This window comes from Mycobacterium sp. (genome assembly GCF_050701515.1).
In the GTDB taxonomy this organism is placed as follows: Bacteria; Actinomycetota; Actinomycetes; order Mycobacteriales; family Mycobacteriaceae; genus Mycobacterium.
Genome location: NZ_JBOGDB010000205.1, coordinates 1 through 25,216, shown reverse-complemented (window position 1 = coordinate 25,216; position 25,216 = coordinate 1). Strand labels below are relative to the sequence as shown.

The 25,216-nt window shown below is 66.6% G+C and carries 21 protein-coding genes, 2 tRNA genes and 1 pseudogene; 15 read left to right on the top strand and 9 right to left on the bottom strand.

What is annotated here, in order from left to right; translation table 11 throughout:
* Together ACRDU5_RS16635 and ACRDU5_RS16630 are read right to left on the bottom strand one after the other, a co-directional pair.
* The coding region (locus tag ACRDU5_RS16635; RefSeq protein ID WP_526615746.1) for a 2-oxoacid:acceptor oxidoreductase subunit alpha at positions 1 to 1,447 on the bottom strand (1,447 nt) is incomplete at its 3' end.
* A 290-nt stretch (positions 1,448 to 1,737) separates the two neighbouring features.
* Entirely contained in the window at positions 1,738 to 2,469 is a 732-nt protein-coding gene (locus tag ACRDU5_RS16630) for a GntR family transcriptional regulator (protein WP_526615744.1), read from the bottom strand.
* Between the two features lie 153 nt (positions 2,470 to 2,622).
* Here ACRDU5_RS16630 and ACRDU5_RS16625 point away from each other — a divergent pair, with 153 nt between their 5' ends.
* The 8 genes from ACRDU5_RS16625 (at position 2,623) to fdhD (ending at position 13,346) form a co-directional block, all read left to right on the top strand.
* Positions 2,623 to 3,657 carry a 5-dehydro-2-deoxygluconokinase gene (locus ACRDU5_RS16625; RefSeq protein WP_526615743.1) on the top strand — a complete coding sequence of 345 codons (1,035 nt, stop codon included), beginning with the start codon at positions 2,623 to 2,625 and terminating at the stop codon, positions 3,655 to 3,657.
* 30 nt (positions 3,658 to 3,687) lie between these two features.
* Positions 3,688 to 4,554, top strand: a complete 867-nt coding sequence (iolB, locus tag ACRDU5_RS16620) for a 5-deoxy-glucuronate isomerase (protein ID WP_526615748.1) — start codon at positions 3,688 to 3,690, stop codon at positions 4,552 to 4,554.
* 1 nt (position 4,555) lies between these two features.
* Positions 4,556 to 6,499 carry a 3D-(3,5/4)-trihydroxycyclohexane-1,2-dione acylhydrolase (decyclizing) gene (gene iolD / locus ACRDU5_RS16615; protein ID WP_526615742.1) on the top strand — a complete coding sequence of 648 codons (1,944 nt, stop codon included), beginning with the start codon at positions 4,556 to 4,558 and terminating at the stop codon, positions 6,497 to 6,499.
* Entirely contained in the window at positions 6,496 to 7,401 is a 906-nt protein-coding gene (locus tag ACRDU5_RS16610) for a sugar phosphate isomerase/epimerase family protein (protein WP_526615741.1), read from the top strand. The genes iolD and ACRDU5_RS16610 overlap by 4 nt, the downstream gene beginning before the upstream one ends.
* A gap of 12 nt (positions 7,402 to 7,413) precedes the next feature.
* On the top strand, positions 7,414 to 8,418 hold the full coding sequence (locus ACRDU5_RS16605) for a Gfo/Idh/MocA family protein (protein WP_526615740.1): 1,005 nt from the start codon (positions 7,414 to 7,416) through the stop codon (positions 8,416 to 8,418).
* A gap of 136 nt (positions 8,419 to 8,554) precedes the next feature.
* Positions 8,555 to 10,189 carry a fatty acyl-AMP ligase gene (locus ACRDU5_RS16600; RefSeq protein WP_526615739.1) on the top strand — a complete coding sequence of 545 codons (1,635 nt, stop codon included), beginning with the start codon at positions 8,555 to 8,557 and terminating at the stop codon, positions 10,187 to 10,189.
* 17 nt (positions 10,190 to 10,206) lie between these two features.
* Positions 10,207 to 12,534, top strand: coding sequence for an FdhF/YdeP family oxidoreductase (locus tag ACRDU5_RS16595; protein WP_526615737.1), 2,328 nt, complete (start codon positions 10,207 to 10,209; stop codon positions 12,532 to 12,534).
* Positions 12,522 to 13,346, top strand: a complete 825-nt coding sequence (gene fdhD / locus ACRDU5_RS16590; RefSeq protein ID WP_526615736.1) for a formate dehydrogenase accessory sulfurtransferase FdhD — start codon at positions 12,522 to 12,524, stop codon at positions 13,344 to 13,346. Before ACRDU5_RS16595 ends, fdhD begins: the two co-directional genes overlap by 13 nt.
* Before the next feature lie 99 nt (positions 13,347 to 13,445).
* On the opposite strand, the gene clpX is transcribed toward fdhD, so the two are convergent.
* Positions 13,446 to 14,726 (bottom strand): ATP-dependent Clp protease ATP-binding subunit ClpX, encoded by a 1,281-nt coding sequence (gene clpX / locus ACRDU5_RS16585; RefSeq protein ID WP_526615735.1) that lies wholly within the window; start codon positions 14,724 to 14,726, stop codon positions 13,446 to 13,448.
* 299 nt (positions 14,727 to 15,025) lie between these two features.
* Between clpX and mmuM the strand changes: the two genes are divergently transcribed.
* Positions 15,026 to 15,913 carry a homocysteine S-methyltransferase gene (gene mmuM / locus ACRDU5_RS16580; RefSeq protein ID WP_526615747.1) on the top strand — a complete coding sequence of 296 codons (888 nt, stop codon included), beginning with the start codon at positions 15,026 to 15,028 and terminating at the stop codon, positions 15,911 to 15,913.
* A gap of 58 nt (positions 15,914 to 15,971) precedes the next feature.
* Positions 15,972 to 16,367: a cupin domain-containing protein gene (locus ACRDU5_RS16575; RefSeq protein WP_526615734.1), complete on the top strand. Its 396-nt coding sequence runs from the start codon at positions 15,972 to 15,974 to the stop codon at positions 16,365 to 16,367.
* On the opposite strand, the gene clpP2 is transcribed toward ACRDU5_RS16575, so the two are convergent.
* The 4 genes from clpP2 to ACRDU5_RS16555 all read right to left on the bottom strand — a co-directional run bounded on the left by clpP2 (position 16,364) and on the right by ACRDU5_RS16555 (position 19,273).
* On the bottom strand, positions 16,364 to 17,011 hold the full coding sequence (gene clpP2 / locus ACRDU5_RS16570) for an ATP-dependent CLP protease proteolytic subunit ClpP2 (RefSeq protein ID WP_526615733.1): 648 nt from the start codon (positions 17,009 to 17,011) through the stop codon (positions 16,364 to 16,366). The genes ACRDU5_RS16575 and clpP2 overlap by 4 nt on opposite strands.
* Entirely contained in the window at positions 17,008 to 17,637 is a 630-nt protein-coding gene (locus ACRDU5_RS16565; protein ID WP_526615732.1) for a ClpP family protease, read from the bottom strand. Before ACRDU5_RS16565 ends, clpP2 begins: the two co-directional genes overlap by 4 nt.
* Positions 17,638 to 17,697: 60 nt before the next feature.
* Positions 17,698 to 19,146, bottom strand: a complete 1,449-nt coding sequence (tig, locus tag ACRDU5_RS16560) for a trigger factor (protein WP_526615731.1) — start codon at positions 19,144 to 19,146, stop codon at positions 17,698 to 17,700.
* 50 nt (positions 19,147 to 19,196) lie between these two features.
* Positions 19,197 to 19,273 (bottom strand) — tRNA-Pro (locus ACRDU5_RS16555).
* A 129-nt stretch (positions 19,274 to 19,402) separates the two neighbouring features.
* Between ACRDU5_RS16555 and ACRDU5_RS16550 the strand changes: the two genes are divergently transcribed.
* From ACRDU5_RS16550 to ACRDU5_RS16535, 4 genes are all read left to right on the top strand, one after another.
* A tRNA-Gly gene (locus tag ACRDU5_RS16550) sits at positions 19,403 to 19,473 on the top strand.
* A 39-nt stretch (positions 19,474 to 19,512) separates the two neighbouring features.
* Positions 19,513 to 20,706: a serine hydrolase domain-containing protein gene (locus tag ACRDU5_RS16545; RefSeq protein ID WP_526615730.1), complete on the top strand. Its 1,194-nt coding sequence runs from the start codon at positions 19,513 to 19,515 to the stop codon at positions 20,704 to 20,706.
* A gap of 327 nt (positions 20,707 to 21,033) precedes the next feature.
* A complete protein-coding gene (locus ACRDU5_RS16540) occupies positions 21,034 to 21,741 on the top strand; it encodes a DUF4189 domain-containing protein (RefSeq protein WP_526615729.1) in 708 nt (235 codons plus the stop codon).
* 138 nt (positions 21,742 to 21,879) lie between these two features.
* Complete coding sequence (locus ACRDU5_RS16535; RefSeq protein WP_526615728.1) at positions 21,880 to 22,662, top strand: DUF1542 domain-containing protein; 783 nt, start codon at positions 21,880 to 21,882, stop codon at positions 22,660 to 22,662.
* Positions 22,663 to 22,682: 20 nt separating this feature from the next.
* On the opposite strand, the gene ACRDU5_RS16530 is transcribed toward ACRDU5_RS16535, so the two are convergent.
* Entirely contained in the window at positions 22,683 to 23,477 is a 795-nt protein-coding gene (locus tag ACRDU5_RS16530) for an Fpg/Nei family DNA glycosylase (RefSeq protein ID WP_526615727.1), read from the bottom strand.
* A gap of 9 nt (positions 23,478 to 23,486) precedes the next feature.
* Positions 23,487 to 23,972, bottom strand: coding sequence for a ribose-5-phosphate isomerase (locus ACRDU5_RS16525; protein ID WP_526615725.1), 486 nt, complete (start codon positions 23,970 to 23,972; stop codon positions 23,487 to 23,489).
* Between the two features lie 771 nt (positions 23,973 to 24,743).
* Here ACRDU5_RS16525 and ACRDU5_RS16520 point away from each other — a divergent pair.
* Positions 24,744 to 25,216: pseudogene (locus ACRDU5_RS16520) on the top strand (hypothetical protein); the annotation flags it as partial.

Genomic DNA, 25,216 nt, shown 5'->3' with positions numbered 1-25,216 from the left:
TGCCGGTGCCGTCGGCCTTCTCGAGGCCGCCGACGCGGTGCATGAGCCCGGGTGTGCCCGGCACCGCCCACGGCCGCGCCAGGGTGGCCTCGTCACGCAGGTACGGCCAGAACTCGCCGTCGTGGTTCGGCTCGGTCGCGAACGCCACCGGGATCTCGGGCAGGTCGGCGACGTCGGGCAGCAGCCATGGCTCCGACCCGTTGGCCAGGTACCCGTCCGAGAGCAGGATGACCGGCGTCCGGTACTTCACCGCGATCCGGACGGCCTCGAAGGCGGCGTCGAAGCAGCCGCTGGGCGACGGGGCCGCCAGCACCGGCAGCGGCGCCTCGCCGTGGCGGCCGTACACCGCCAGGAGCAGGTCGGACTGCTCGGTCTTGGTGGGCAGGCCGGTCGACGGGCCGCCCCGCTGCACGTCGATCACCAGCAGCGGCAGCTCGGTCATCACCGCAAGACCGAGCGCCTCGGCCTTCAGCGACAGGCCTGGCCCCGAGGTGCTGGTGACGCCCAGCGCTCCGCCGTAGGAGGCACCCAAGGCGGCGCCGATGCCGGCGATCTCGTCCTCGGCTTGCAGGGTGACGACGTTGAAGTGCTTGTGCTTGGAGAGTTCGTGCAGGATGTCCGACGCCGGGGTGATCGGGTAGCTGCCCAGCACAACCTGGACTCCGGACAGCTGGCCGGCCGTGATGATGCCGTAGGCCAGCGCGGTGTTGCCGGAGATCTGCCGGTACTCGCCGGGCTGCAGCTTGGCGGGCGCCACCTCGTAGGTGCTCGCGAAAGCCTCGGTGGTTTCGCCGTAGTTCCAGCCGGCCTTCAGCGCCAGCACGTTGGCGTCGGCGATCTCGGGCTTGCGGGCGAACTTCTCCCGGATGAACGCCTCGCTGTGCTCCAGCTCGCGGCCGTACATCCAGGACAGCAGGCCGAGCGCGAACATGTTCTTGGCGCGCTGGCCGTCCTTCTTCGACGCGCCGATCGACTCGACGGCACCCAGCGTCAGCGTGGTCATCGAGACGGCCTGCACGACGTAGTCGGACAGCTCGTCGGTCTCCAGCGGATTCGCCTCGTAGCCGACCTTCGCCAGGTTCCGCTTGGTGAATTCGTCGGAGTTGGCGATGACCAGCCCGCCGCGGGGCAGGTCGGAGATGTTGGCCTTCAGCGCCGCCGGGTTCATCGCGACGAGGACGTCGGGATGGTCGCCGGCGGTCAGGATGTCGTAGTCGGCGATCTGAATCTGGAACGACGAAACACCGGGCAGGGTGCCTGCTGGAGCGCGGATTTCGGCGGGGTAATTCGGTTGCGTCGCAAGGTCATTGCCGAACAGCGCGGCCTCGGAGGTGAATCGGTCACCGGTGAGCTGCATGCCGTCGCCGGAGTCACCGGCGAAACGGATGACTACCTTTTCGAGTTTCTGTCGAGACTCCGGACTGGCCCCGTTGCCGTTCGGACTCACGACCGACCCCTGCCTTTCGCACTGCTCTCGCGGACGTGCTCCATGTTGCGATCAGACGACGCGCCACCGGTGCAAACGTCCATCAAATTTGATGTCACTGCCAGTACCGATTATTGCACTTCTCTTAGGCGAGGCTTCACCCGACTCGCGGGCGTCATGCGGGTGGGTGCCGGTCGAACGTACTGCTCAACGACCGTGCGCGTCGACGGCATGAGACACCGATGTGTTATTCGTCACGTTTGGTCGACACACCATTTCTAAGGAAATCGTTACCGGCCGGTAGCTAGGGGCTAGCGGTCGATGAGCGTGGTGTCGAAGTAATAAAGCGACGCGCGGTAGCAATGCGTCCCGAATTCGACGGCGCTGCCGGAGTCGTCGAACGCCGTCCGCGACATCGTCAGCAGCGGCGCGCCGGGCTTTTCGTCGAGCAGCCCGGCTTCCGTCCGGGTCGCCCCGCGCGCCCCGATGCGCTGACGGGCCAACCTGATGTGGACGCCGCGGGCTCGCAGCGACTGATAGAGGCCGTTGCCCTCGAGCTCATCGGGACCCGGGGCGATGTCGACCGGCAGGTGGTTCGTCATCAAGGCCAGCGGCTCGCCATTGGCACACCGCAACCGGTGGATCGACACCACCTCGCGGTCGTCGGCCAGGCTGAGCTCGCGGGCAACCTCTTCGTCGGGCGCTCCGACGCGGTAGTCGAGCAGTTGCGTCGTGGGTTCCTGGCCGGTCCGGGCGAGGTGGTCGAAGAGACTGGTCAGCTCGACACGACGGTGCACGGGATTCTGCACGACCTGAGTGCCGACGCCGCGCTTGCGCACCAGCAGGCCCTTGTCCACGAGTTCTTGAATCGCGCGGCGAGTGGTCGGCCGGGACAGCGTCAGCCGCTTGGCCAGCGCCAGTTCGTTTTCGAACCGATCCCCGGGCGCCAGCTCGCCGTCCCGGATGGCGGCCTCGATCGCTTGCGCGAGCTGATGGTAGAGGGGGACAGGGCTGGACCTGTCGAGGTCCACCGCCACAGGCACGTTGTCTCCGATCCCGCGGTTTGACCAGATAACGGTAGCTGCATCCTAACACCGCATGATCGAAAGATAGAATGTCAGGACAAAGTATTGACAGCCGCGAGTGCCGAAGGCACAGTCGTAAACACGCCGCCACCGAACGCCGGAGAGCCGATCTTGACCAGCACCCAACCGTTGGACGTCCTCGCCATTGGACGCTGCGGCGTCGACATCTATCCCCTGCAGATCAGCGTCGGCCTGGAGCACGTCGAATCATTCGGCAAGTTTCTGGGCGGCAGCGCCGCCAACGTCGCGGTGGCCGCCGCCCGGCTGGGCAACCGCGCCGCGCTGATCTCCGGTGTCGGCGCCGACCCGTTCGGGAAGTTCGTCCGCGCCGAGCTGGCCGACCTTGGCGTCGACAACCGCTACGTGCTGACCAACGACGAATACCCGACCCCTGTGACGTTCTGCGAGATCTTCCCGCCGGACAACTTCCCGCTCTACTTCTACCGTCGCCCCAGCGCGCCTGATCTCCAGGTCCGTCCGGACGAGATCGACCTCGATACCGTGCGATCGGCTCGGCTGTACTGGTCGACGGTGACCGGCCTGTCCGAAGAGCCCAGCCGCAGCGCTCATTTCGCCGCGTGGGACGCCCGCGATGAGCGCTTGCGCGTGGGGGCACCTCCCGCCCGAAGGGCAGGGGGAGAGCCGACCAACACTGCACGGACCCGACACACCGTGCTCGACCTCGACTACCGGCCAATGTTCTGGGAGTCGCCCGCCGCTGCCACCGAACAGGTGCAGCGGGCGCTGCAGCACGTCACGGTCGCGGTCGGCAACCGGGAGGAATGCGAGATCGCGGTCGGCGAGACGGACCCGCGCCGCGCCGCCGACGCCCTGCTGGACATGGGTGTCGAACTGGCCGTAATCAAGCAGGGCCCCCGCGGCGTGCTCGGCAAGACCCGGCACTCGGCGGTGACTGTCGCTCCGAACGACGTTGATGTCGTGAACGGACTCGGCGCCGGAGATGCGTTCGGCGGCAGCCTGTGTCACGGGTTGCTGCACGGCTGGCCGCTGGAAAAGACGCTGCGGTACGCCAACGCCGCGGGCGCCATCGTCGCGTCGCGGCTGGAATGCTCGACCGCGATGCCGACCGCAGCGGAGGTGGCCGCGCTGGCCGATCAGACCGCAGCGGAGGCCGTCAATGTCTGACGCGACCGCCGTGTCGATGGTGAGGTGAGCATGCACAGCAAGTACTACATTCCGGCCGGCAGCGCCACCGCCCCCTACACCGTCGACGTCACCCCCGAATCCGCCGGCTGGACCGAGGCCAGCCTGCGAGTGGTGGAACTTGAGTCGCGGCAGGAGCTGACGCTGGACACGGGCGAGACAGAGGTGATGATCCTGCCGCTGTCTGGCTCTGGAACGGTCGAAGCCGAGAACGAGGCCTTCGAACTGTCGCTGCGCGCATCGGTTTTCGACGGGCCTGCGGACATGGTCTACATCGGTGCGCAGAACACCTACAGGCTCGGTGGCGAGGGCAGATTCGCGATCTGCGGCGCGCGCGCCAAGCGGCAACTGCCCAACCGTCGGGTGGCCGCCGCCGACGTGCCGGTCGAGTTGCGCGGCACCGGCAATTGCAGTCGGCAGGTGCATAACTTCGGCACCGCAGGCGTTTTCGAGGCCGATTCGCTGATCGCCTGCGAGGTGATCACACCCGGCGGCAACTGGTCGAGCTATCCCGCGCACAAGCACGACGAGGAATCCCCGGTCGAGTCAGCGCTCGAGGAGATCTACTATTTCGAAATCGACTCCGGCCCAGACGGCTCCAGGGGCTTCGGGTACCACCGGGTCTACGGCACACCGAGCCGGCCGATCGAGGTTCTCGAAGAGGTCCGCACCGGCGACGTCGTACTGGTGCCGCATGGCTTTCACGGACCGTCGGCCGCCGCGCCCGGCTATCACATGTACTACCTCAACGTGATGGCCGGCCCCGGTGCGGAACGGGCCTGGAAGATCGTCGACGACCCCGAGCATGCCTGGCTGCGCGGGACCTGGGAAGAACAGGCCGTCGACCCCCGAATACCCCTTCATCCACGAGGAGTTTGACGTGGTCTCCAAAGCATCCGCGTTCAAGGCGCCGCACACCGAACCGACCGTGCGGCGCACCGTTGCCCAGGCCACCGTTCGGTTCCTGGCCAACCAGTACGTCGAACGTGACGGTGAACGCCACAGGTTCTTCGCCGGCTGCTTCGGAATCTTCGGTCACGGCAATGTCGCCGGGCTCGGCGAGGCGCTGCTGGAGGCCGAGCTCGACGCGGCGCAGGCCAGAGCCGAGCCGATGCTGCGATATGTGTTGGGCCGCAACGAGCAGGCCATGGTGCACAGCGCCGTCGCCTACGCGCGGCAGAAGGACCGGCTGCAGACCTGGGCCGTGACCGCCAGCATCGGACCGGGATCCACCAACATGCTCACCGGCACGGCGCTGGCCACCATCAACCGGCTGCCGGTGCTGCTGCTGCCGTCGGACACCTTTGCGACCCGGGTCAGTGCGCCGGTCTTGCAGGAACTCGAGCTACCGTCGGCCGGCGACGTGACGGTGAACGACGCCTTCAAGCCACTGTCGCGGTTCTTCGACCGAGTTGAGCGTCCCGAGCAGCTGCCCGCCGCGCTGCTGGGCGCCATGCGGGTACTGACCGACCCGGTCGAGACCGGCGCGGTGACCGTGGCAATGCCACAGGATGTCCAGGCCGAAGCCTTTGACTGGCCGGAATCGCTTTTCGCCGAACGCACTTGGCACGTCGCACGCCCGCTGCCGGAGCAGTCGATGATCGGCCGCGCCGCTGACTTGATCGGCTCAGCGCACACGCCACTCATCGTGGCCGGCGGCGGCGTCATCTATTCCGGTGCCACGGAATCACTGGCCGCCTTCGCCGAGCGGACCGGCATTCCGGTGGCACAGACCCAGGCCGGCAAGGGCTCGCTCCCCTACGACCATCCGCAATCAGTCGGCGCAATCGGCTCGACCGGTACCACCGCCGCCAACGCACTCGCGACCGAGGCCGACGTGGTGATCGGGATCGGGACCCGATACAGCGACTTCACCAGCGCGTCACGCACCGCCTTCAACAACCCGGACGTGCGCTTCGTCAACATCAATGTGGCGTCGTTCGACTCGGTCAAGCTAGGTGGGCTCCCCGTCGTCGCAGACGCCCGCGAGGCCATCGACGCACTGTCTGACGCGCTCGTAGGCTACCGGGTGAGCGACGAATATCGTTCGCGGACCGTTGAACTCGCCCAACACTGGGATGACACCGTCGCCGCGGCGTACCACGTCGAAGACGACGGCAGCGCCCTGAACCAGAGCCAGGTCATCGGACTGACCAACACACTGTCCGACCCGCGCGACGTGGTGGTGTGTGCCGCCGGCTCCATGCCCGGCGATCTGCACAAGCTATGGCGCACCCGCGACCCGAAGGGATATCACGTCGAATACGGCTTCTCCTGCATGGGTTATGAAGTGGCCGGCGGCATCGGCGCCAAACTGGCCAGTCCGGATCGCGACGTGTTCGTCATGGTCGGCGACGGTTCGTACTTGATGATGGCGACCGAACTGGTCACCGCCGTGCAGGAGGGCGTCAAGATTATCGTGGTGTTGGTGCAGAACCACGGCTTCGCCTCCATCGGGTCGCTATCGGAATCGTTGGGGTCACAACGCTTCGGCACCGCATACCGTTACCGGGGCGCCGACGGTCGCCTGGACGGCGCGAAGCTGCCCGTCGATCTCGCGGCGAACGCCGCCAGTCTGGGCGCCGAGGTGATCCGAGCGACGAGCGCCGCCGAGTTCACCGACGCGGTCAAGGTGGCCAAGGCCAACGACCACACCACCGTCATCCACGTCGAAACCGACCCGTTGATCTACGCACCCGACAGCGAGTCCTGGTGGGACGTGCCGGTGAGCCAGACATCGGCGCTGGAATCGACACAGGCGGCGTATGAGAAGTACGCCGAGTGGAAGAAGGTTCAGCGCCCGCTCATCAGGCCGTCCGAATGAGCACGATCCTCGTCGGCTCCGCACCGGATTCGTGGGGCGTCTGGTTCGCCAACGATCCCCGGCAGACCCCGTATGCCCACTTCCTCGACGAGGTGGCAGCGTCGGGCTATCAGTGGATCGAGCTGGGACCGTTCGGATATCTGCCGACCGACCCGCAGCAGTTGTCCGACGAACTGGCCGCCCGCAACCTGAAGTTGTCCGCGGGGACGGTATTCGAGCGGCTGCATCAGGACAACTCGTTCGACGCGGTGCGGACACAGATCGAGGATGTCGCGCGCCTCACCGCAGCCGTCGGCGGCAAGCACATCGTCGTCATCCCGCAGATGTGGCGAGATCCGGCCACCGGTGAGGTGCTGGAGCATCGCAATCTGTCCGCGGCGCAGTGGCAGAAGAAGACGGACGGCATGAACGAGCTCGGCAGGGCCATCTTCGAGAAGTACGGGGTGCGGGCGCAGTACCATCCGCACGCCGACAGCCACGTCGACACCGAGGAGAACGTCTACCGATTCCTGGACGGTACCGACGGCACATTCGTCAACCTGTGCCTGGACACCGGCCACATAAGCTACTGCGGCGGAGACAATCTCACCATCATCCAGCGGGCGCCCGAGCGGATCGGATACCTCCATCTCAAGCAGGTCGACCCGGAGGTGCGGGCCAAGGTCGCGGCGGAGGATCTGCCGTTCGGCGAGGCCGTCAAGCTCGGCGCGATGATCGAGCCGCCGCGCGGCATCCCGGACATCCCGCCGCTGCTGGCGGCCATCGAAAAGCTCGGGATCGACGTCTTCGCGATCGTCGAGCAGGACATGTACCCGTGTGAGCCGGACATGCCGCTGCCGATCGCGCAGCGCACCCGTCACTACCTCGCGTCCTGCGGCGTCACATCCGTCAAATTCGCCTAGTACTGGAAAGCCATGTCAGACCTACGCATTGCCGTTCTCGGCGTCGGCGTCATGGGTGCCGACCACGTCGCCCGTATCACCAGCCGGATCAGAGCCGCCCGTGTCGTCGCGGTGAACGACTACCTGACCGAGAAGGCCGAGCAGGTCGCCGCCTCGGTGCCGGGAGCACGAGTGGTCGGTGACCCGCTGGCCGCCATCGCCGCCGACGACGTCGACGCGGTGCTGCTCGCCACACCGGGGCCGGCGCACGAGAAGCAGCTGCTGGCCTGCCTGGAGCACCGCAAGCCGGTGTTGTGCGAGAAGCCGTTGACCACCGACGTCGAGACATCGCTGGAGGTGGTGCGGCAAGAGGCCGCGCTGGACACGCCGCTGATCCAAGTCGGTTTCATGCGTCGCTTCGATCCGGAACACCAACACCTCAAGGCATTGATCGACGGCGGCGAGCTGGGCGTCCCACTGCTGATGCACTGCGTGCACCGCAATCCGGCCGTACCGCCCACGTTCGACTCCGCGATGGTGGTGAAGGACTCCTTGGCACATGAAGTCGACGTGACCCGTTTCCTGTTCGGCGAGGAGATCGCCACGGTGCGGATGATCAAGCCGACACCGAATCCCGGTGCCCCGAACGGTCTGCAGGACCCCCAGATTGCCATCTTCGAGACCACCAGCCGGCGACACGTGGACGTCGAGCTGTTCGTCACCACCGCTGTTGCCTACGAGGTGCGCACCGAAGTTGTCGGCGAACACGGAAGCGCGACAATCGGCCTCGACGTCGGCGTGGTCACCAAGACCAGTCCGGGCCGGTGGGGCGGGCAGATCTCACCGGGATTCCGGGAACGATTCGGGCCGGCCTACGACATCGAAGTGCAGCGGTGGGTCGACGCGGTGCGCTCCGGGGTCAACGTAGCCGGGCCAACGGCTTGGGATGGATACGCCGCCGCCGCGGTGTGCGCGGCCGGTGTCGAGTCGCTGGAGACCGGTGAACGCGTGCCGGTGAAGCTCGCCGAACGCCCCTAAACGCCCAGTTAGCACCGGCGAATCGCCGCATAAACGCAGCGCGCTGGAGCATCCGAACCCTAAGCTCATGCGTTGTGAGCTGCGGGGCGAGGCGGTCGGACGTTATAGTCGTCCACTCGAGGGGGGCGAGGCTCAGATGAGCAGATTCACCGAGACCATGTACCGCAATGCCCGTACCAGCACGCACGGCATGGTCACCGGCGAGCCCGATGCTCCGGTCCGGCATACCTGGCGCGAAGTACACGAGAAGGCCCGTCGGGTGGCAGGCGGCCTGGCCGCCGCCGGGGTGGGCCACGGCGACGCCGTCGGCGTGCTGGCCGGCGCGCCGGTTGAGATCGCGCCGACCGCGCCGGGACTGTGGATGCGCGGCGCCAGCATCACCATGCTTCATCAGCCCACGCCCCGCACGGACCTGGTTTTTTGGGCGGAGGACACCACCAACGTCATCGAGATGCTCGCCGCGAAGGTCGTCATCGTCTCCGAACCGTTCACGGCTGCCATTCCGGTGCTGCAGGAGCACGGCATCGAGGTGGTGACGATAGAGCAGCTGCTTGCGAGCGAGCCCGCCGATCCCGTCGAAACCGACGAGGATGACTTGGCGCTGATGCAATTGACATCCGGTTCGACCGGCAGTCCGAAGGCGGTCCAGATCACCCACCGCAATCTGGTGTCCAACGCGGAGGCGATGTTCGTCGGCGCCGAGTTCGACACGGACACCGATGTGATCGTGAGCTGGCTGCCGCTTTTCCATGACATGGGGATGACCGGCTTTCTAGTGGTGCCAATGTATTTCGGCGCCGAATTGGTCAAGATCACGCCGATGGACTTCTTGCGCGACACCCTGTTGTGGGCCAGGCTCATCGACAAGTACAAGGGCACCATGACCGCCGCGCCCAACTTCGCCTACGCGTTGTTCGCCAAACGGCTGCGCAGGCAGGCGAGGCCCGGTGATTTCGACCTCTCCACCCTGCGCTGGGCGCTGTCGGGCGCCGAGCAGGTGGAACCCGCCGATGTCGAGGATTTCATCGATGCCGGCAAACCGTTCGGATTACGTCCGGAGGCGATCTTGCCTGCCTACGGCATGGCCGAAACCACGGTCGCGGTGTCGTTCACCAAATGCGGTGCCGGTCTCGTGGTGGACGAGATCGACGCCGATCTGCTGGCCACGCTGCACCGCGCGGTGCCGACCAGCATTGGCAAGACGGTCCGACTGGCCACGCTGGGGCCGCTGCTGGAGGGGTTGGAGGCGCGCGTCGTCGACGAACTGGGCAATACCGTGCTCCCGCGTGCGGTGGGGGTGATCGAGGTACGCGGCGAACCGGTGACCCGGGGCTACGTCACAAAGAGCGGAATCATCGCCACCCAGGATGAGCACGGCTGGTACGACACCGGCGATCTGGGCTACCTGACCGAGAAAGGCCACGTCGTGGTGTGCGGGCGGGTGAAGGACGTCATCATCATGGCGGGCCGAAGCATCTATCCGACCGACGTCGAACGGGCCGCCGCCCGCGTCGAAGGGGTGCGGCCCGGCTGCACCGTCGCGGTGCGCCTCGACGCGGGGGTGGCCCGGGAATCTTTCGCGGTCGCGGTGGAGTCCAACGCCTTCCAAGACCCGGCGGAGGTTCGGCGCATCAAACACGAGGTCGCGCACGAAGTGGTCGCCGACGTGGACATGCGCCCGCGCAACGTCGTGGTGCTGGGGCCCGGGGTGATCCCCAAGACGCCGTCGGGCAAGCTGCGTCGGGCCCATTCGCTGTCGCTGCTGGGCTGACGTCTTAGATTGGACGCATGGGCCTACGCCGCCACCCCGACCGGGATATCGACACCCCGTTCGACGAACATTCGGTCATCGCCACCGGTGCCGAACACGAGGTGGCCGGTGTCAAGGCGGTGCTGGTGTCGTTGCAGCGCGGGCTGGAGCAGATGGGGGCGGTCCGCACCGCGGCCGCACTGGCCCGGCTCAATCAACGCAACGGGTTCGACTGCCCCGGTTGTGCCTGGCCAGAGGAACACGGCGGTCGTAAGTTGGCCGAGTTCTGCGAGAACGGGGCCAAGGCCATCGCCGAAGAGGCCACCAAGCGGGTCGTCACCCCCGACTTCTTCGCCCGGCACTCGGTGGCCGACCTGGCGGCCAGGCCGGAGTACTGGTTGTCGCAGCAGGGCCGGCTCACCCACCCGGTGGTGCTGCGCCCGGGCGACGACCACTACCGGCCGATCGGCTGGGATGACGCCAATCGGCTGATCGCCGACGAACTGCGCGCGCTGGCCAGCCCCAACCAGGCGGTGTTCTACACGTCGGGGCGCACCAGCAACGAAGCCGCGTTCCTCTATCAACTGATGGTCCGCAGCTTCGGCACCAACAACCTGCCGGACTGCTCGAACATGTGTCACGAGTCCTCGGGCGCGGCGTTGATCGAGGCCATCGGGATCGGCAAGGGTTCGGTCACCGTCGAGGACATCACCAGGGCCGATCTGATCGTCATCGCCGGGCAGAATCCCGGCACCAACCATCCGCGGATGCTGTCGGTGCTGGAGAAGGCGAAGGCCAACGGCGCCAAGATCATTGCGGTCAACCCGCTGCCCGAGGCCGGCCTGATCCGGTTCAAGGATCCGCAGAAGGTGCATGGGGTAGTCGGCCGGGGTGTCCCCATTGCCGACGAGTTCGTCCAGATTCGCCTTGGCGGCGACATGGCATTGTTCGGCGGTCTGGGCCGGTTGCTGCTCGAGGCGGACGACCGGGCACCGGGCAGCGTCGTCGCCCGTGATTTCGTCGAGCGGCACTGCGCGAACTTCGCCGACTACGAGGCGCACACCCGTCAAGTCGACATCCACACGGTGCTGGAGGCCACCGGCATCGACCGCGCACAGCTCGAGCGGGTGGCGACGATGCTGGCCGAATCCGAACGCACCATCGCGTGCTGGGCGATGGGCCTCACCCAGCATCGCCACGCCGTGCCGATGATCGCCGAGATCGCCAATGTTCTGCTGATGCGGGGAATGATCGGCAAGCCGGGCGCCGGCCTGTGCCCGGTGCGCGGGCACTCCAATGTGCAGGGTGACCGCACCATGGGCATCTGGGAGAAGATGCCCGACAAGTTCCTCGCTGCGCTCGACGATCGCTTCGGCATCGTCAGCCCCCGCGAGCACGGCGTGGACACCGTGGACGCCATCCGGGCGATGCGCGACGGCCGCGCGAAGGTGTTCATGGGAATGGGCGGCAATTTCGCCTCGGCCACCCCGGACACCGCGGTCACCGAGGCCGCGTTGCGCAGCTGCTCGCTGACGGTGCAGGTGTCGACCAAGCTGAACCGCAGCCACGTGGTGCATGGCGCCACCGCACTGATCCTGCCGTCGCTGGGCCGCACCGACCGTGACGTCCAGGCGGGCGGCAAACAGATGGTCTCCGTTGAGGATTCGATGTCGATGGTGCACCTATCGCGGGGTAGCCTGAAACCACCGAGCGACCTGGTGCGCAGCGAGGTCGCAATCGTCTGCCAGCTCGCCCGCACCCTGCTCGGGCCGGATCACCCGGTGCCGTGGGAACGGTTCAACGACGACTACGACACGATCCGCGACGCCATCGCCGCCGTGGTACCCGGGTGCGCCGACTACAACGCCAAGGTCCGACAACCCGACGGCTTTCAGCTGCCGCACGCGCCCCGCGATTCGCGTGAATTTCCCACCAGCACAGGCAAGGCCAACTTTGCGTTGAACCCGCTGGAATGGGTGCCGGTGCCGCCCGGCCGATTGGTGCTGCAGACGCTGCGCAGCCATGACCAGTACAACACCACCATCTACGGGCTCGACGACCGTTATCGCGGCGTCAAGGGTGGCCGCCGGGTGGTGTTCGTCAACCCGGCCGACATCGAGGCCTTCGGGCTCACCGCCGGCGACCGGGTGGATCTGGTGTCGGAGTTCACCGATCGCGACGGCCATCTGCAGGAGCGCCGCGCGAAGGACTTCATGGTGGTCGCCTACTCGACACCGGCCGGCAATGCCGCGGCGTACTACCCGGAGACCAATCCCCTGGTGGCGCTGGATCACACTGCAGCGAAATCGAATACGCCGGTGTCCAAGGCGATCGTCATCAGACTGGAGCCGGCATGGGGAGGGTAACCGCGCGGCGGCGAGCCAGTCACCTGACGGCCGACGACACGGTGACCCGTCCGGAGACACTGGTCGTCGAGGAGCCGCTGGAGATCCGGGTCAACGGCAACCCGGTCACTGTCACCATGCGCACGCCCGGTTCGGATGTTGAACTGGCGCAAGGTTTTCTACTCACCGAGGGGGTTATCGGACACCGTCACGACGTACGAACGGTGCGATACTGTCGCGGCGCGGGCCCGGACAACACCAACACCTACAACGTGCTGGACGTGACCCTCTCCCCCGGCGTCGCGATGCCCGAGGTGGACATCACCCGCAACTTCTACACGACCTCGTCGTGCGGGGTGTGCGGCAAGGCGTCGCTGGACGCGGTGCGCACCATCAGCCGCTACTGCCCCGGCGACGATCCCTCGACCGTTGCCGCGGACACGCTGTCGGTGATGCCGGAGCGGCTGCGCACCGCGCAGAAGGTCTTCGCCAGCACCGGCGGTCTGCACGGCGCGGCGCTGTTCGATGTCGACGGCACCACGCTCGCCGTCCGCGAGGACATCGGGCGGCACAACGCCGTGGACAAGGTGATCGGCTGGGCGCTCGAGCAGGACCGGATCCCGCTGTCCGGAACCGTGCTGCTGGTCAGCGGGCGGGCATCGTTCGAACTCACCCAGAAGGCGGTGATGGCCGGGATTCCGGTGCTCGCCGCGGTGTCGGCGCCGTCGTCGCTGGCGGTCGATCTGGCCAGCCAGTCCGGCCTGACCCTGGTGGCGTTTCTGCGGGGTGAGTCGATGAACGTCTACACCCGCGGCGACCGCGTCAAGCGCTAGGCTCATCCGCTCTACCTGCGCAAGGGACAACCGAATTCGGGTAGCGGTCTACTCGCTAAGCGGTGTGCTCGGGCCCGACCGGGACGACTCCTAGGCCGGTTAGGCGCTCTTTTCGCGGCGCTCGGGGCGAGCCGGCTTGCGCGGCACGATCGTCGGGAGCACGTTGTCCTGCACGGTCTCCTTGGTCACCACGACCTTGGCGACGTCGTCGCGACTGGGGATGTCGTACATCACCGGCAGCAGCACTTCTTCCATGATCGCGCGGAGCCCGCGGGCCCCAGTGCCGCGGTGAATGGCCTGATCGGCGATGGCCTCCAGTGATTCCTCGGTGAATTCCAGCTCCACGCCGTCCATATCGAACAGCCGGGTGTACTGCTTCACCAACGCGTTCTTCGGCTCGGACAGGATCTTGACGAGCGACTCCTTGTCCAGGTTGGTCACCGAGGCAACGACGGGCAGCCGGCCGATGAACTCGGGAATCAGCCCGAACTTGATCAGGTCTTCCGGCATGACCTCGGCGAAGTGGTCCTGGGTGTCGATCTCGTTTTTGGAGTGCACCTCGGCGCCGAAGCCCAGGCCCCGCTTGCCGACCCGGTCGGAGACGATCTTCTCCAGCCCGGAGAACGCCCCCGCCACGATGAACAGCACGTTGGTGGTGTCGATCTGGATGAACTCCTGGTGCGGATGCTTGCGTCCGCCCTGCGGGGGCACCGACGCCTGCGTTCCCTCCAAAATCTTCAGCAGGGCCTGCTGCACGCCCTCGCCGGAGACGTCGCGGGTGATCGACGGGTTCTCGCTCTTGCGGGCGATCTTGTCGACCTCGTCGATATAGATGATGCCGGTCTCGGCGCGCTTCACGTCGTAGTCGGCGGCCTGGATCAGCTTGAGCAGAATGTTCTCGACATCCTCGCCGACGTAGCCGGCCTCGGTCAGCGCGGTGGCGTCGGCGATCGCGAACGGGACGTTGAGCATCTTGGCCAGCGTCTGCGCGAGGTAGGTCTTGCCGCAGCCGGTGGGGCCGAGCATCAGGATGTTGGACTTGGCCAGCTCCACCGGTTCCGCACGGGAATCGCGCATCTTCTCGCCGGCCTGGATGCGCTTGTAGTGGTTGTAGACGGCGACGGCCAGCGTGCGCTTTGCGATGTCCTGGCCGATGACGTAGCCCTCGAGGAAATCGCGGATCTCGACGGGCTTCGGCAGTTCGTCAAGCTTGACGTCGTCGGCGTCGGCCAGTTCCTCTTCGATGATCTCGTTGCACAGGTCGATGCACTCGTCGCAGATGTACACGCCGGGACCCGCAATGAGCTTCTTGACCTGCTTCTGACTCTTTCCGCAGAACGAGCACTTCAGCAGGTCACCGCCGTCTCCAATGCGCGCCATGGTGGTGGAGTCCTAACTTCCTGTTCGCTGTCGATAGCAGTCGGGCCGGTGGGTGCCTCGGGCGTAGTTCCCGACGCTACCCGCTTGTTCCGGCGCGGTGCGACCGATAAAGCCGAATCGCGTCGGTGGTATTTAACTGTGTTCGCAGAACATATCGCCTCATGCGCCCCACACCCCCCTCGAACGCGCCACCGTGTCCCTGGCGTGTCGCCGCCGTTACCGGACCGAGAGCGCCAGTCCCCCGCGATGAGCGCTCGCGCGAAGAGCCGTCGTTCCAGCGGCCGTAGAGTTGCGCCGTGGTGTTCGCCGCGCCCCACCATACCGTGCTGATCAGCGACGGCGGGCTGGCAACCGAGCTCCAGTCCCGGGGCCACGACCTGTCCGACGCGCTGTGGTCGGCCCGGCTACTGGTAGATGAGCCGGAGGAGATCCTCGCGGTGCACACCGCGTTCTTTCGCGCGGGCGCGAAGATTGCCACAACCGCCAGCTATCAGGCCTCGTTCGACGGTTTCGCCGCCCGCGGAATTCAACGCGACGAGGCCGAGCGCCTGCTGCTGCGCAGCGTCGAGCTGGCCAAGGCCGCACGCGACGAGGTCGGCGGAAACAGGTGGGTGGCCGCCTCGATCGGACCGTACGGCGCGGCGCTGGCCGACGGGTCGGAGTACACCGGCCGCTACGGGCTTTCCAGCCGGCAGCTGGCGGACTGGCACCGGCCCCGGCTGGAGGTATTGGCCGACGCCGGGGCCGATGTGCTTGCGCTCGAAACCGTGCCCGACGTCGACGAGGCCGCGGCGCTGGTGGGCCTCGTGCACCAGCTCGGTGTTCCGGCCTGGCTCTCATACACGATCGACGGCACGACAACCCGGGCCGGACAGCCACTGACCGATGCCTTCGCCGTCGCCGCCGGGATGCCGGAGATCGTCGCCGTGGGGGTGAACTGCTGCGCACCCGCCGATGTGCTGCCCGCGATCGGCATCGCCCGCGACATCGCGGGCAAGCCGGTGATCGTCTATCCCAATAGCGGCGAGCGTTGGGACGCCAAGCGCCGTGCCTGGGTCGGGCCGTCACAGTTCGCCGCCGAACTGGCAACCCAGTGGGTCGCAGCGGGCGCACACATCGTCGGCGGGTGCTGTCGGGTGCGGCCCGCGGAAATTGCCCAGCTCGTGGCGGCGATTGTGCCAACATGACGCCGCTTGTCGGGCGAAGGTAGCTAGGCAGCCCGCAACCAACCGAGGGGGCAACGATATGCGGATCGCAAAGAACGACATCCCCGTCAAGCTCGACGCACCGGGTGCCAAGGCACGACAAACGGCGGATTTCGGAACGGCCGACGGCGTACTCAGCGCGGAGTACTTCAGCCTCGGCGCCGGCACTGATATATCGCCGTTGCTCGAAGGCCTGGACGGCGACCTGTGCCAAGCCCCGCACTGGGGCTACCTGATCGAGGGCGAGGTGGTCGTCACATACGGAGACGGCGCCACCGAAACCTGTCGCGGCGGCGACCTGTACTACTGGCCGGCCGGGCACACGGTGCGCGTCGTCGACGACGCCGAATTGGCCATGTTCAGCCCGCAAGCCGAACACGGACACGTGATCGAGCACATCGCCGCGAAAATCGCCGCGGCGGAAGGCGCAGGCTAGGCCGTCTGCGCCGAGAGCTTGCGGTACTCCAGCACCGTATCGATGACGCCGTAGTCCTTGGCCTCCTCGGCCGTCAGGATCTTGTCGCGGTCGGTATCCTTGCGGATCACCGCGGGATCCTTGCCGGTGTGGTGGGCCAGCGTCGTCTCCATCAGCGTGCGCATCCGCTCCACCTCGGCGGCCTGGATCTCCAGGTCGGAGAATTGGCCCTGGATCACGCCGGACAACGCCGGCTGGTGGATGAGTACCCGGGCGTTGGGCAGCGCCAGGCGCTTGCCCGGCGAGCCCGCGGCCAGCAGCACCGCGGCCGCCGACGCGGCCTGACCGAGGCACACCGTCTGGATGTCGGCCCGCACGTACTGCATGGTGTCGTAGATCGCCATCAACGACGTGAACGAGCCGCCCGGCGAGTTGATGTACATGGTGATGTCGCGGTCGGGATCCAGCGACTCCAGCACCAGCAGCTGCGCCATGATGTCGTTGGCCGAGGCGTCGTCGACCTGAACCCCGAGGAAGATGATGCGCTCCTCGAAGAGCTTGTTGTACGGGTTGGATTCCTTGACGCCGAAGCTCGAGTGCTCGATGAACGACGGCAGGATGTAGCGCGACTGCGGCTGCACGCGGGGATCGGTCTGATGGCTCATGATGGCGACACTCCATTGACGCTGGCACTGGTGATGATGTGGTCGACGAACCCGTACTCGAGGGCCTCCTGCGCGGTGAACCAACGGTCGCGGTCGGAGTCGGCCTCAATGCGTTCGATCGGCTGTCCGGTGAACTCGGCCTCGAGCCGGTACATCTCCTTCTTGATGACCGCGAACTGCTCGGCCTGGATCGCGATATCGGCCGCGCTGCCGGTCACCCCGCCAAGCGGCTGGTGCATCAGGATGCGGGCATGCGGCAGAGCGAACCGCTTGCCCTTGGTTCCGGCGGCCAGCAGGAACTGAGCCATCGACGCGGCCATGCCCATCCCATAGGTGGCGATGTCGCAGGGCGCCAGCACCATGGTGTCGTAGACCGCCATGCCGGCGCTGATGTAACCGCCCGGGGAGTTGATGTAGAGGTTGATGTCGTTGGTGGGGTCCTCGGCGGCCAGCAGCAGAATATGCGCACACAGCTTGTTCGCGATGTCGTCGTCCACCTGCGAGCCCAGGAAGATGATGCGCTCGGACAGCAACCGCTCGTACACCGAGTCGACGAGGTTGAGCCCCTGCGCGGCGCCACGCATGTCAGTCACGACTGGATACCTGCTTTCTTGATTGGTACTCACCGACACTAACCAACCTGCGGCGCCGCGCAGTCCCTGACGGACCCACGTTCGCTTACAGCGTCACTTCGTGTCGTCGGCTGCCGCATCGGCGGGTGGCTCGGGCTCGGTGTCGGCGGGTTCCTCGGCGGCCTCGTCAGCCGGTTGGCCTGCGGCTTCCGCCCCTGCTTCGGCGCCACCTTCCTCGGTGGCGCGCGGGCCGAAGAACTCCGTGGTGTCGATCACCGTGCCGGCGGTGTCGGAGACGGTGGCGCCGTGCACCACCGTGGCGACGGTCAGGCCGCGCCGCACGTCGGCGAACATCACCGGCAGCTGATTGTTCTCCTGCAGATAACTCAACAGCTGCTGCGGCTCCAGCCCGTACTGCCGCGACATCAACACCAGCCGTTCGGTCAGGTCGCTCTGGGCGACCTGGACGCTGAGCTTGTCGGCAATGGCGTCCATCAGCAGCTGCGTCTTGACCGCCCGCTCCGCGTTCGTGCGGTTGTCGGCGTCGAACTCCTCGCGGCTGCTGCCCTGTTCAGCCAGCGCCTCGGCGAACCGCTCCTCGTCGTGCTCCAGGCCGTGGATCGCGTTGTGCAGGGTGTCGTCGACCTGGGCCTGCACGATCTTCTCCGGCAGCGGGATCTCCACCTGCTCCAGCAGCAGTTCCAACGCCTTGTCGCGGATCTGCTCGGCCTGGTGGACCCGCTGCACCTGTTGCACCCGATCGGACAGGCTCGCCTTCAGTTCATCGATCGTGTCGAATTCGCTTGCCAATTGCGCGAAATCGTCGTCGGGCTCGGGCAGCTCGCGCTCCTTGACCGAATTGACCGTGACCGTCACCTGCGCCTCCTGTCCGGCGTGCTCGCCGGCGGCCAGCGTGGTGGTGAACACCCGGCTCTCCCCCGCGGCCAGGCCGACCACCGCCTGGTCGAGACCCTCGATGAGCTGACCCGAGCCGACCTCGTGGGACAACCCCTGGGTCGCGGCCTCGGGCACCTCGTTGCCGTCGACGGTGGCGGACAGATCGATCGAGACGAAGTCACCCTCGGCGGCGGCCCGCTCGACACCGGTGAGCGTGCCGAACCGGGCGCGCAGCGACTGCAGCTCGCCGTCGATATCGTCATCGCCCACCTCGATCGGATCGACGGTGATCTTCAGCGACTCAAGATCGGGCAGCGTGATGTCGGGGCGGACGTCAACCTCCGCGGTGAAGACGAGCTCGTCGCCGTCCTCCATCTTGGTTATCTCGATCTCCGGTTGCCCCAGCGGACGCACATCGGTGGTCGTCACGGCCTGGCTGTACCGGCTGGGAAGCGCGTCGTTGACCACCTGCTGGACCACCGCGGGGCGGCCGATGCGTGCCTCGAGCAGCTTCGCCGGCGCCTTGCCGGGCCGGAAACCGGGCAACCGCACCTGCTGGGCCAGCTGCTTGTAGGCGCGGTCGAAGTCGGGCTGCAACTCGGTGAAGGGCACCTCCACGTTGATGCGAACCCGGGTGGGGCTCAACTGCTCGACGGTGCTCTTCACGGCTCTGGCTCCTCGATAGTCGTCTGGGGTCACTGCTCGGTGCGGTTTGCTGGTCGGGGTGACAGGATTTGAACCTGCGGCCTTCCGCTCCCAAAGCGGATGCGCTACCAAGCTGCGCTACACCCCGCGCCGTCGTAGTCCGCTCTTCGCGCAAGCGCTCGTCGCTGACCACCGCAGATACTACGGGCTGATCACGGGCGGCTTTCAATTGGATTTGATTCCGCACGCGCCGGTACAGTCTGCTGGTGCTGTGCATGCGGGCGTAGCTCAATGGTAGAGCCCTAGTCTTCCAAACTAGCTACGCGGGTTCGATTCCCGTCGCCCGCTCGGTGAGGGCGTTTCGACGGATCACGTCAGGAGGATCGGTTGATCGACCAGCCGGGAGTCACCGTCAACGGTTCGTGTTCCTCCGGCTTCGAGCAGGTCCGGGACGCCTTTGAGGAGAACTTCGCCGAACGCGACGAGATCGGCGCCGCGGTGGCGGTCTGGGTGGACGGCGATCTGGTGGTCAACCTGTGGGGCGGTTCGGCCGACGCCGCGGGCCTGCGGCCCTGGCAGGAAGACACCCTGGCCAGCATCTTTTCCGCTTCCAAGGGACTGACCAGCACCTGCGTGCATCTGCTGGCCGACCGGGGCGAAATCGACCTGCACGCGCCAGTGGCCAAGTACTGGCCGGAGTTCGGCCAGGCCGGCAAGGATGAGATCACCATCGCCATGGTGATGAGCCATCGCTCCGGGGTGATCGGGCCCCGAACCCGGCTCACCCCCGCCGAGACGCTCGACTGGGACGGCGTGTGTGCCCACATCGCCGCGGCCGAACCCTGGTGGCGGCCGGGCACCGCGCAGGGCTATCACATGGTCACCTTCGGCTTCATTCTCGGCGAGATCGCCCGGCGGGTCACCGGCCGCACACTCGGCCAGTTCCTGCGTACCGAGATCGCCGAACCGTTGGGTATCGACGTGCACGTCGGCCTGCCCGCCGCCGAACATCACCGCTGCGCCGAGATGGTCAACAAGCCGCACATTCGCGACGTGCTGGCCGACGGCGAGGCACCGGGTGACCCGACCAGCGTGACCGAGCACCCGATGGCGGGACTGTCGATCGCGATGGGCTTCGTACCCGACGACGAGCTGAGCTCGGAAATGATCGAGGTCTGGCGGTCCGTGGAGTACCCCGCCACCAACGGCCACGTCACCGCGCTGGGCCTGTCGACGTTCTACAACGCCTTGGCCCAGGGCAAGCTCCTCACCCGCGAGCATATGGAGCTCTGTCGGGTTTCCCAGGGCGGCTTCGACACCGACATCGTGCTGGGGCAGCGAGTGGCCGACCACGGCTGGGGCCTGGGCTACATGCTCAATCAGGGCGGGGTTGCCGGCCCGAACACGCGGATCTTCGGGCACGGCGGCTCGGGCGGCTCGTTCGGGTTCGTCGACCTGGAACACCGCATCGGCTACGCCTACGTGATGAACAACTTCGACGCCACCAAGTGCAACGCCGACCCACGCAGCGTGGCGTTGTCCGACCAGGTCTACTCAGCTCTGGGCGTAATCAGCGATTGATCGGGCGGCTCGGGACTTGCTGAAATCCCCCTGCTAGCTAACTGATCAGTTGTGCTGCGCGCCCCTGACATCGGTTCGGACTCAGCAATTGTGGTCGGTCATCGACGCCCACGACCTGCCAGCAAACTCAGAAAGTTGCGATTTCAACGATTAGCAACATTGAAATACCGATTTTGCCCCGGACGAATTGGCATCCGGCTAACACTTGGACATGAAGGGAGGGACTCACATCAGAACTATTTCGTCATTCGTGTCCCTTTGGGTCGCGTGGTTGCCCTAGCAACTGATCGCAGCCCACAGCGGTCGCGATAACCCCAGGAGGACAGCATGACCACCATCCACAAGCGCCCTGCCGGCCGACTTCGTCGGCACGCGGTCGCCGCGCTGCTGGTTGCGGTCGGTACGACCGTTGCCAGCGTGCTCGGCGCAACGCCGACAGCCAGCGCCCTAGACAGCACCGTCGCCATCGCCGTCGGCCTTGCTCCCAACACTCAAATCCCCGTCCAGACGATCGGAGGCAGTGCGGTCGATTCCAACCCCGAGCAGGCGAGATTCAGGGCGTTGTCCAACTGCGAAAGTAACGGCGGCGAGCATTGCACGCTCCACGCCAGTGAGGTGAATACATGCGCCGCAGCCGCTTCGAACGACGTCGGCGAAATTAAGGCTGGTACCGACCCAAATCGTGGCGCCGCTGAACAAAAAGCCTTGAGCGCGTTGCCAAATCAACAGGGCGCGCACATCGTGATCTCGGAGTGCACGGCCCCGCAAGCAGAGCCGCAGCCGCCGGCGCCGCTCCAGGGACCGACAGTCTCCTTTGAGCCGATCGTGGGTGGTTTGATGGCCCACATCACCGACCGCAGCGGAGTCACGTCGCAATGCACATATACGGCGGAAAACTTCAACCGCAGCTTCGCACTGGAGGCTAACTCCACTTACGATCTCAAGATCGTTCCCGCTATTCCCCGATTCCGGAATTGGGACGTCACCATTACGTGTGACAACGGTACGACCACTAAAGCAACGACGTACTTCTGAGCGTCGGCAACAGTCCCCGGCGGCGGGAGCGACCCCGCCGTCGTGGACTGGGTGTTGCCGGGCTAGTCAGCTCTGGGCGTAATCGGAAACCGATTCACGCCCCGTAAACGGCGGTTTCCTGTGGGTACGCTGGACGCCATGAACGGCGTGCTGCTAGTCCTCATCATCTTGGTGGTCGTCGCGATCGGTCTGGCCGTCTGGGGTGTGTCGCGGGCATCGACCAACCGGGCGGCGGCCAACCTCGCCGACGCCAAGGCCGACGCCCGCCGCGCCATCGAACGCCTCGGCGGCCAGGTGCTCAACCTGACCGGCACCGACGACGCGTCCAAGCAGGCGATGGCCGACGCGTCCGAGCGGTACACCGCCGCCGGTTCGCAGATCGACCAGGCCACCACCGCCAAGCAGGCGCTGCTGGCCAAGGAGAGCGCGTTGGAAGGGCTCTACTACGTGCGCGCCGCCCGCGTCGCAATGGGCATGGACCCGGGGCCGGAGCTGGAGTCGCTGGCCGGGCAGCGGTCGGCGGGCACAGTCACCGAGGACCGGCGGGTCGACTTCGAAGGCCGCGAGATCGAGGCGTCGCCGAACCCGTCTGAGCGCACCCCGAACTACTATCCCGGCGGCCGGGTGTCCGGCCGTCCGGTCCCGGCCGGTTGGTATTCCGAACCGTGGTGGAAGCCTGCGCTGGTCGCCGGAGCCTGGGGCGTGGGCTCGGTGTTCCTGTTCAGCGCCTTGTTCTCGGGCATGGGCGGCGTGGGCTACGACGCCGCAGCGTTCGAAGGCGGGCAGGGCGAAGGCGGTGATTTCGGCGGCGACGGCGGCGGTGATTACGGCGGCGACGGCGGCTGGGGCGGCGACAGCTGGGGCGGCGGTGGCGACGGCGGCGGCTGGGGCGATTTCGGCGGAGACTTCGGCGGCTTCTGAGCGCGCAGCGGCTGCTGCCCTTACTTCTGGCAATTAGGGCACCAGAACACGTTTCGCCCCTCCAGCGCCGCGGTGCGCACGGTGGTCCCGCAGACGCGGCATGGCTCGCCGGCGCGGCGGTAGACGTAGGTGCGCGGGCGCCCGGGCGCATATGACGGGGCGCCGTGGTCGTGTTCGGGTCCGACCACGATGATCTTGCCGCGCCGCAACCCGACCTTCATCAGCTCGACCAGATCGGTCCACATCGCGCCGAATTCGTCGGCGCCGATCCTCACGCCGGCCCGGTACGGGTCGATGCGGTGACGGAAGAGCAACTCGTTGCGGTACACGTTGCCGATCCCGGCAATCACCGTCTGATCCATCAGTAGCGCCCCGATCGGCCTGCGGGACTTCGTGATTCGGGCCCACGCCAGTGTCCCGTCGGCGTCCCGCCGCAATGGGTCCGGGCCGAGCCTGGCCAGCACGTCGACGACCTCCGGTTCGTCGATCACCTCGCACACCGTCGGACCGCGCAGGTCGGTGCCGAATTCGGCGCCGACCATCCGCATGCGCACCTGCCCAACCGGCAGCGCCAACGGAACTTCGGCTTCGCTGAAAGTGCCGTAGAGGCCGAGGTGCACATGCACGACGCGGCCACCCTCGTAATGGTGGAACAGATGCTTGCCCCACGCGCTGGCGCGCTTGAGGATCCGGCCGTTCACCGCGGCGGCGCCATCGACGAATCGGCCCTGGGGACTGGACACCGTTACCGGTGCCCGCCCGAACCTGCGCTGGTGCAACCGCGCCAGCCGGTGCAGCGTGTGGCCCTCAGGCACGTCGCCCGGTCAAGTCTGGGCCGGCGCGTCCGGAACGCGTGGCGGGACGTGCGTCTCTTCGTATTTGGCCAAGATGTCGATACGACGTTGGTGCCGTTCGGCTTCCGACCACGGTGTGGACACGAAGGCGTCGACGATGGCCAGCGCGTCGGGAACCGAGTGCATGCGAGCACCGATCCCGATCAGCTGCGCCTTGTTGTGTTCGCGGGCCAGCGATGCCGTCTCCACGCTCCACGCCAGCGCACAGCGCGCGCCGGGAACCTTGTTAGCGGCGATCTGCTCGCCGTTGCCCGAGCCGCCGATCACGATGCCGAGGCTCTCGTTGTCACCGACGGTCTTTAGCGCGGCCGCGATGCAGAATGCCGGATAGTCGTCCTCGGCGTCGTAGGTGTAGGCGCCGCAGTCGCTGGGCTCGTGCCCGTTCTTTTTCAGGTGCTCGGCGATCTGCTGCTTGAGTTCGAGGCCCGCGTGGTCAGAGCCCAGGTAGACGCGCATGGCGGTCATTCTGCCCTACCGCCTTTGCCGCGAGCGTGCGCGTCTGTTCCCTGACACGCCGACATAGCACGTCATTTTGCGCACGCTCGTCGGTGGTGGTCCCAGGCAAAAAGTTGTGCACGGCGGCGTGCGCAGAGACCTCACGGTTGAATCATGGGCATCATCAGCGTCGAGGGCGCCGGTTTGGCCATGCTGGCGGCAGGCTGTGATCAGCATGCGGCGGCAGTCGTCGGGAGTGGTGAGGTACCCCTCGTTAGTGGGGGGCTACCGGCGACGTCGGCGGCGGTGCGGGCGATGCACATCAATATCGATGCGGCGGCACAGCGCATCGCCGCCCGGCTGCAGTCCACCGGGCAGTGTCGACCGCGGCGACCGTCGAGGTGTGATCGGTGCCGGCAACCGCATTGCCGACCCTGTCGGATGTGCGCGCGTTCACCGGCGACTATCTCACCGACGCCGCGCAGTACTGGTCCGATAGCGCGCAGCGATGGAGTGACAGCTTTGACCGTCTAACGCGAGACGTGCGACGGCCTGCGGGCATGGAATGGATGGGCGAGGCCGCCGAAGCGGCAGCACTGCGGGTCGGCACTGATCGGATAAAGGTGGCAGGAGTCGCCGACGATCTACGCGTTGCCGCGGTGACCGCGCGTCGAGCCGCGGCAATCTGCACGCGACGAAGACGGCGTTGCTTCGGACCGTGCATGCCGCTGAGGCGGCGGGGTTCACAGTCGGCGAGGACTTTTCGCTGACCAGTCTTGCATCGGTACGCCGATGGAGATTGCCGATCGCGAGGCCCAGGCGCGCAGTTTCGGGGCCGCCCTGCGCAGCCAGGTACTCGCCTTGGTCAAGGCGGACGAGCAGATAGCTGGCGAGATCACCAGCGCCGCAGCCGGATTGCAGGCGCTGAGCTTCGACACCGGCGTCCCTGTTGCATCGGAGCCCACGATCCAGGCGGCCGGATTCCATGGGATGCCGTTCCCGGAGAAGCCGCCTAATCCTCCGCCAATCGCACCGCCAGAGGGCTGGAGCCAGGACCCGTTGATGCGCGCCGCACAAAAGATCGCCTACGGGCATGCTTCTGACCCCAAAACCGGACACATGCATGAGTTCCCCGGCATGACGCAGGCCCAGCTTGCGCAACTCGTGTACCAGAAGATGCAGCGGGCCATCACCAATCCCAGCGGGCTGCAAATCGGGGTGAGCACCAGCGACGGCGTACCGGTTATCTATGACCCGAAGGACAA

Coding starts and splice junctions, on each gene's coding strand:
- iolB (WP_526615748.1), top strand. CDS start 3,688: ATGCACAGCAAGTACTACATTCCGGCCGGCAGCGCCACCGCCCCCTAC.
- ACRDU5_RS16610 (WP_526615741.1), top strand. CDS start 6,496: ATGAGCACGATCCTCGTCGGCTCCGCACCGGATTCGTGGGGCGTCTGG.
- ACRDU5_RS16605 (WP_526615740.1), top strand. CDS start 7,414: ATGTCAGACCTACGCATTGCCGTTCTCGGCGTCGGCGTCATGGGTGCC.
- ACRDU5_RS16600 (WP_526615739.1), top strand. CDS start 8,555: ATGAGCAGATTCACCGAGACCATGTACCGCAATGCCCGTACCAGCACG.
- ACRDU5_RS16595 (WP_526615737.1), top strand. CDS start 10,207: ATGGGCCTACGCCGCCACCCCGACCGGGATATCGACACCCCGTTCGAC.
- fdhD (WP_526615736.1), top strand. CDS start 12,522: ATGGGGAGGGTAACCGCGCGGCGGCGAGCCAGTCACCTGACGGCCGAC.
- clpX (WP_526615735.1), bottom strand. CDS start 14,726: ATGGCGCGCATTGGAGACGGCGGTGACCTGCTGAAGTGCTCGTTCTGC.
- ACRDU5_RS16575 (WP_526615734.1), top strand. CDS start 15,972: ATGCGGATCGCAAAGAACGACATCCCCGTCAAGCTCGACGCACCGGGT.
- clpP2 (WP_526615733.1), bottom strand. CDS start 17,011: ATGAGCCATCAGACCGATCCCCGCGTGCAGCCGCAGTCGCGCTACATC.
- ACRDU5_RS16540 (WP_526615729.1), top strand. CDS start 21,034: ATGACCACCATCCACAAGCGCCCTGCCGGCCGACTTCGTCGGCACGCG.
- ACRDU5_RS16535 (WP_526615728.1), top strand. CDS start 21,880: ATGAACGGCGTGCTGCTAGTCCTCATCATCTTGGTGGTCGTCGCGATC.
- ACRDU5_RS16525 (WP_526615725.1), bottom strand. CDS start 23,972: ATGCGCGTCTACCTGGGCTCTGACCACGCGGGCCTCGAACTCAAGCAG.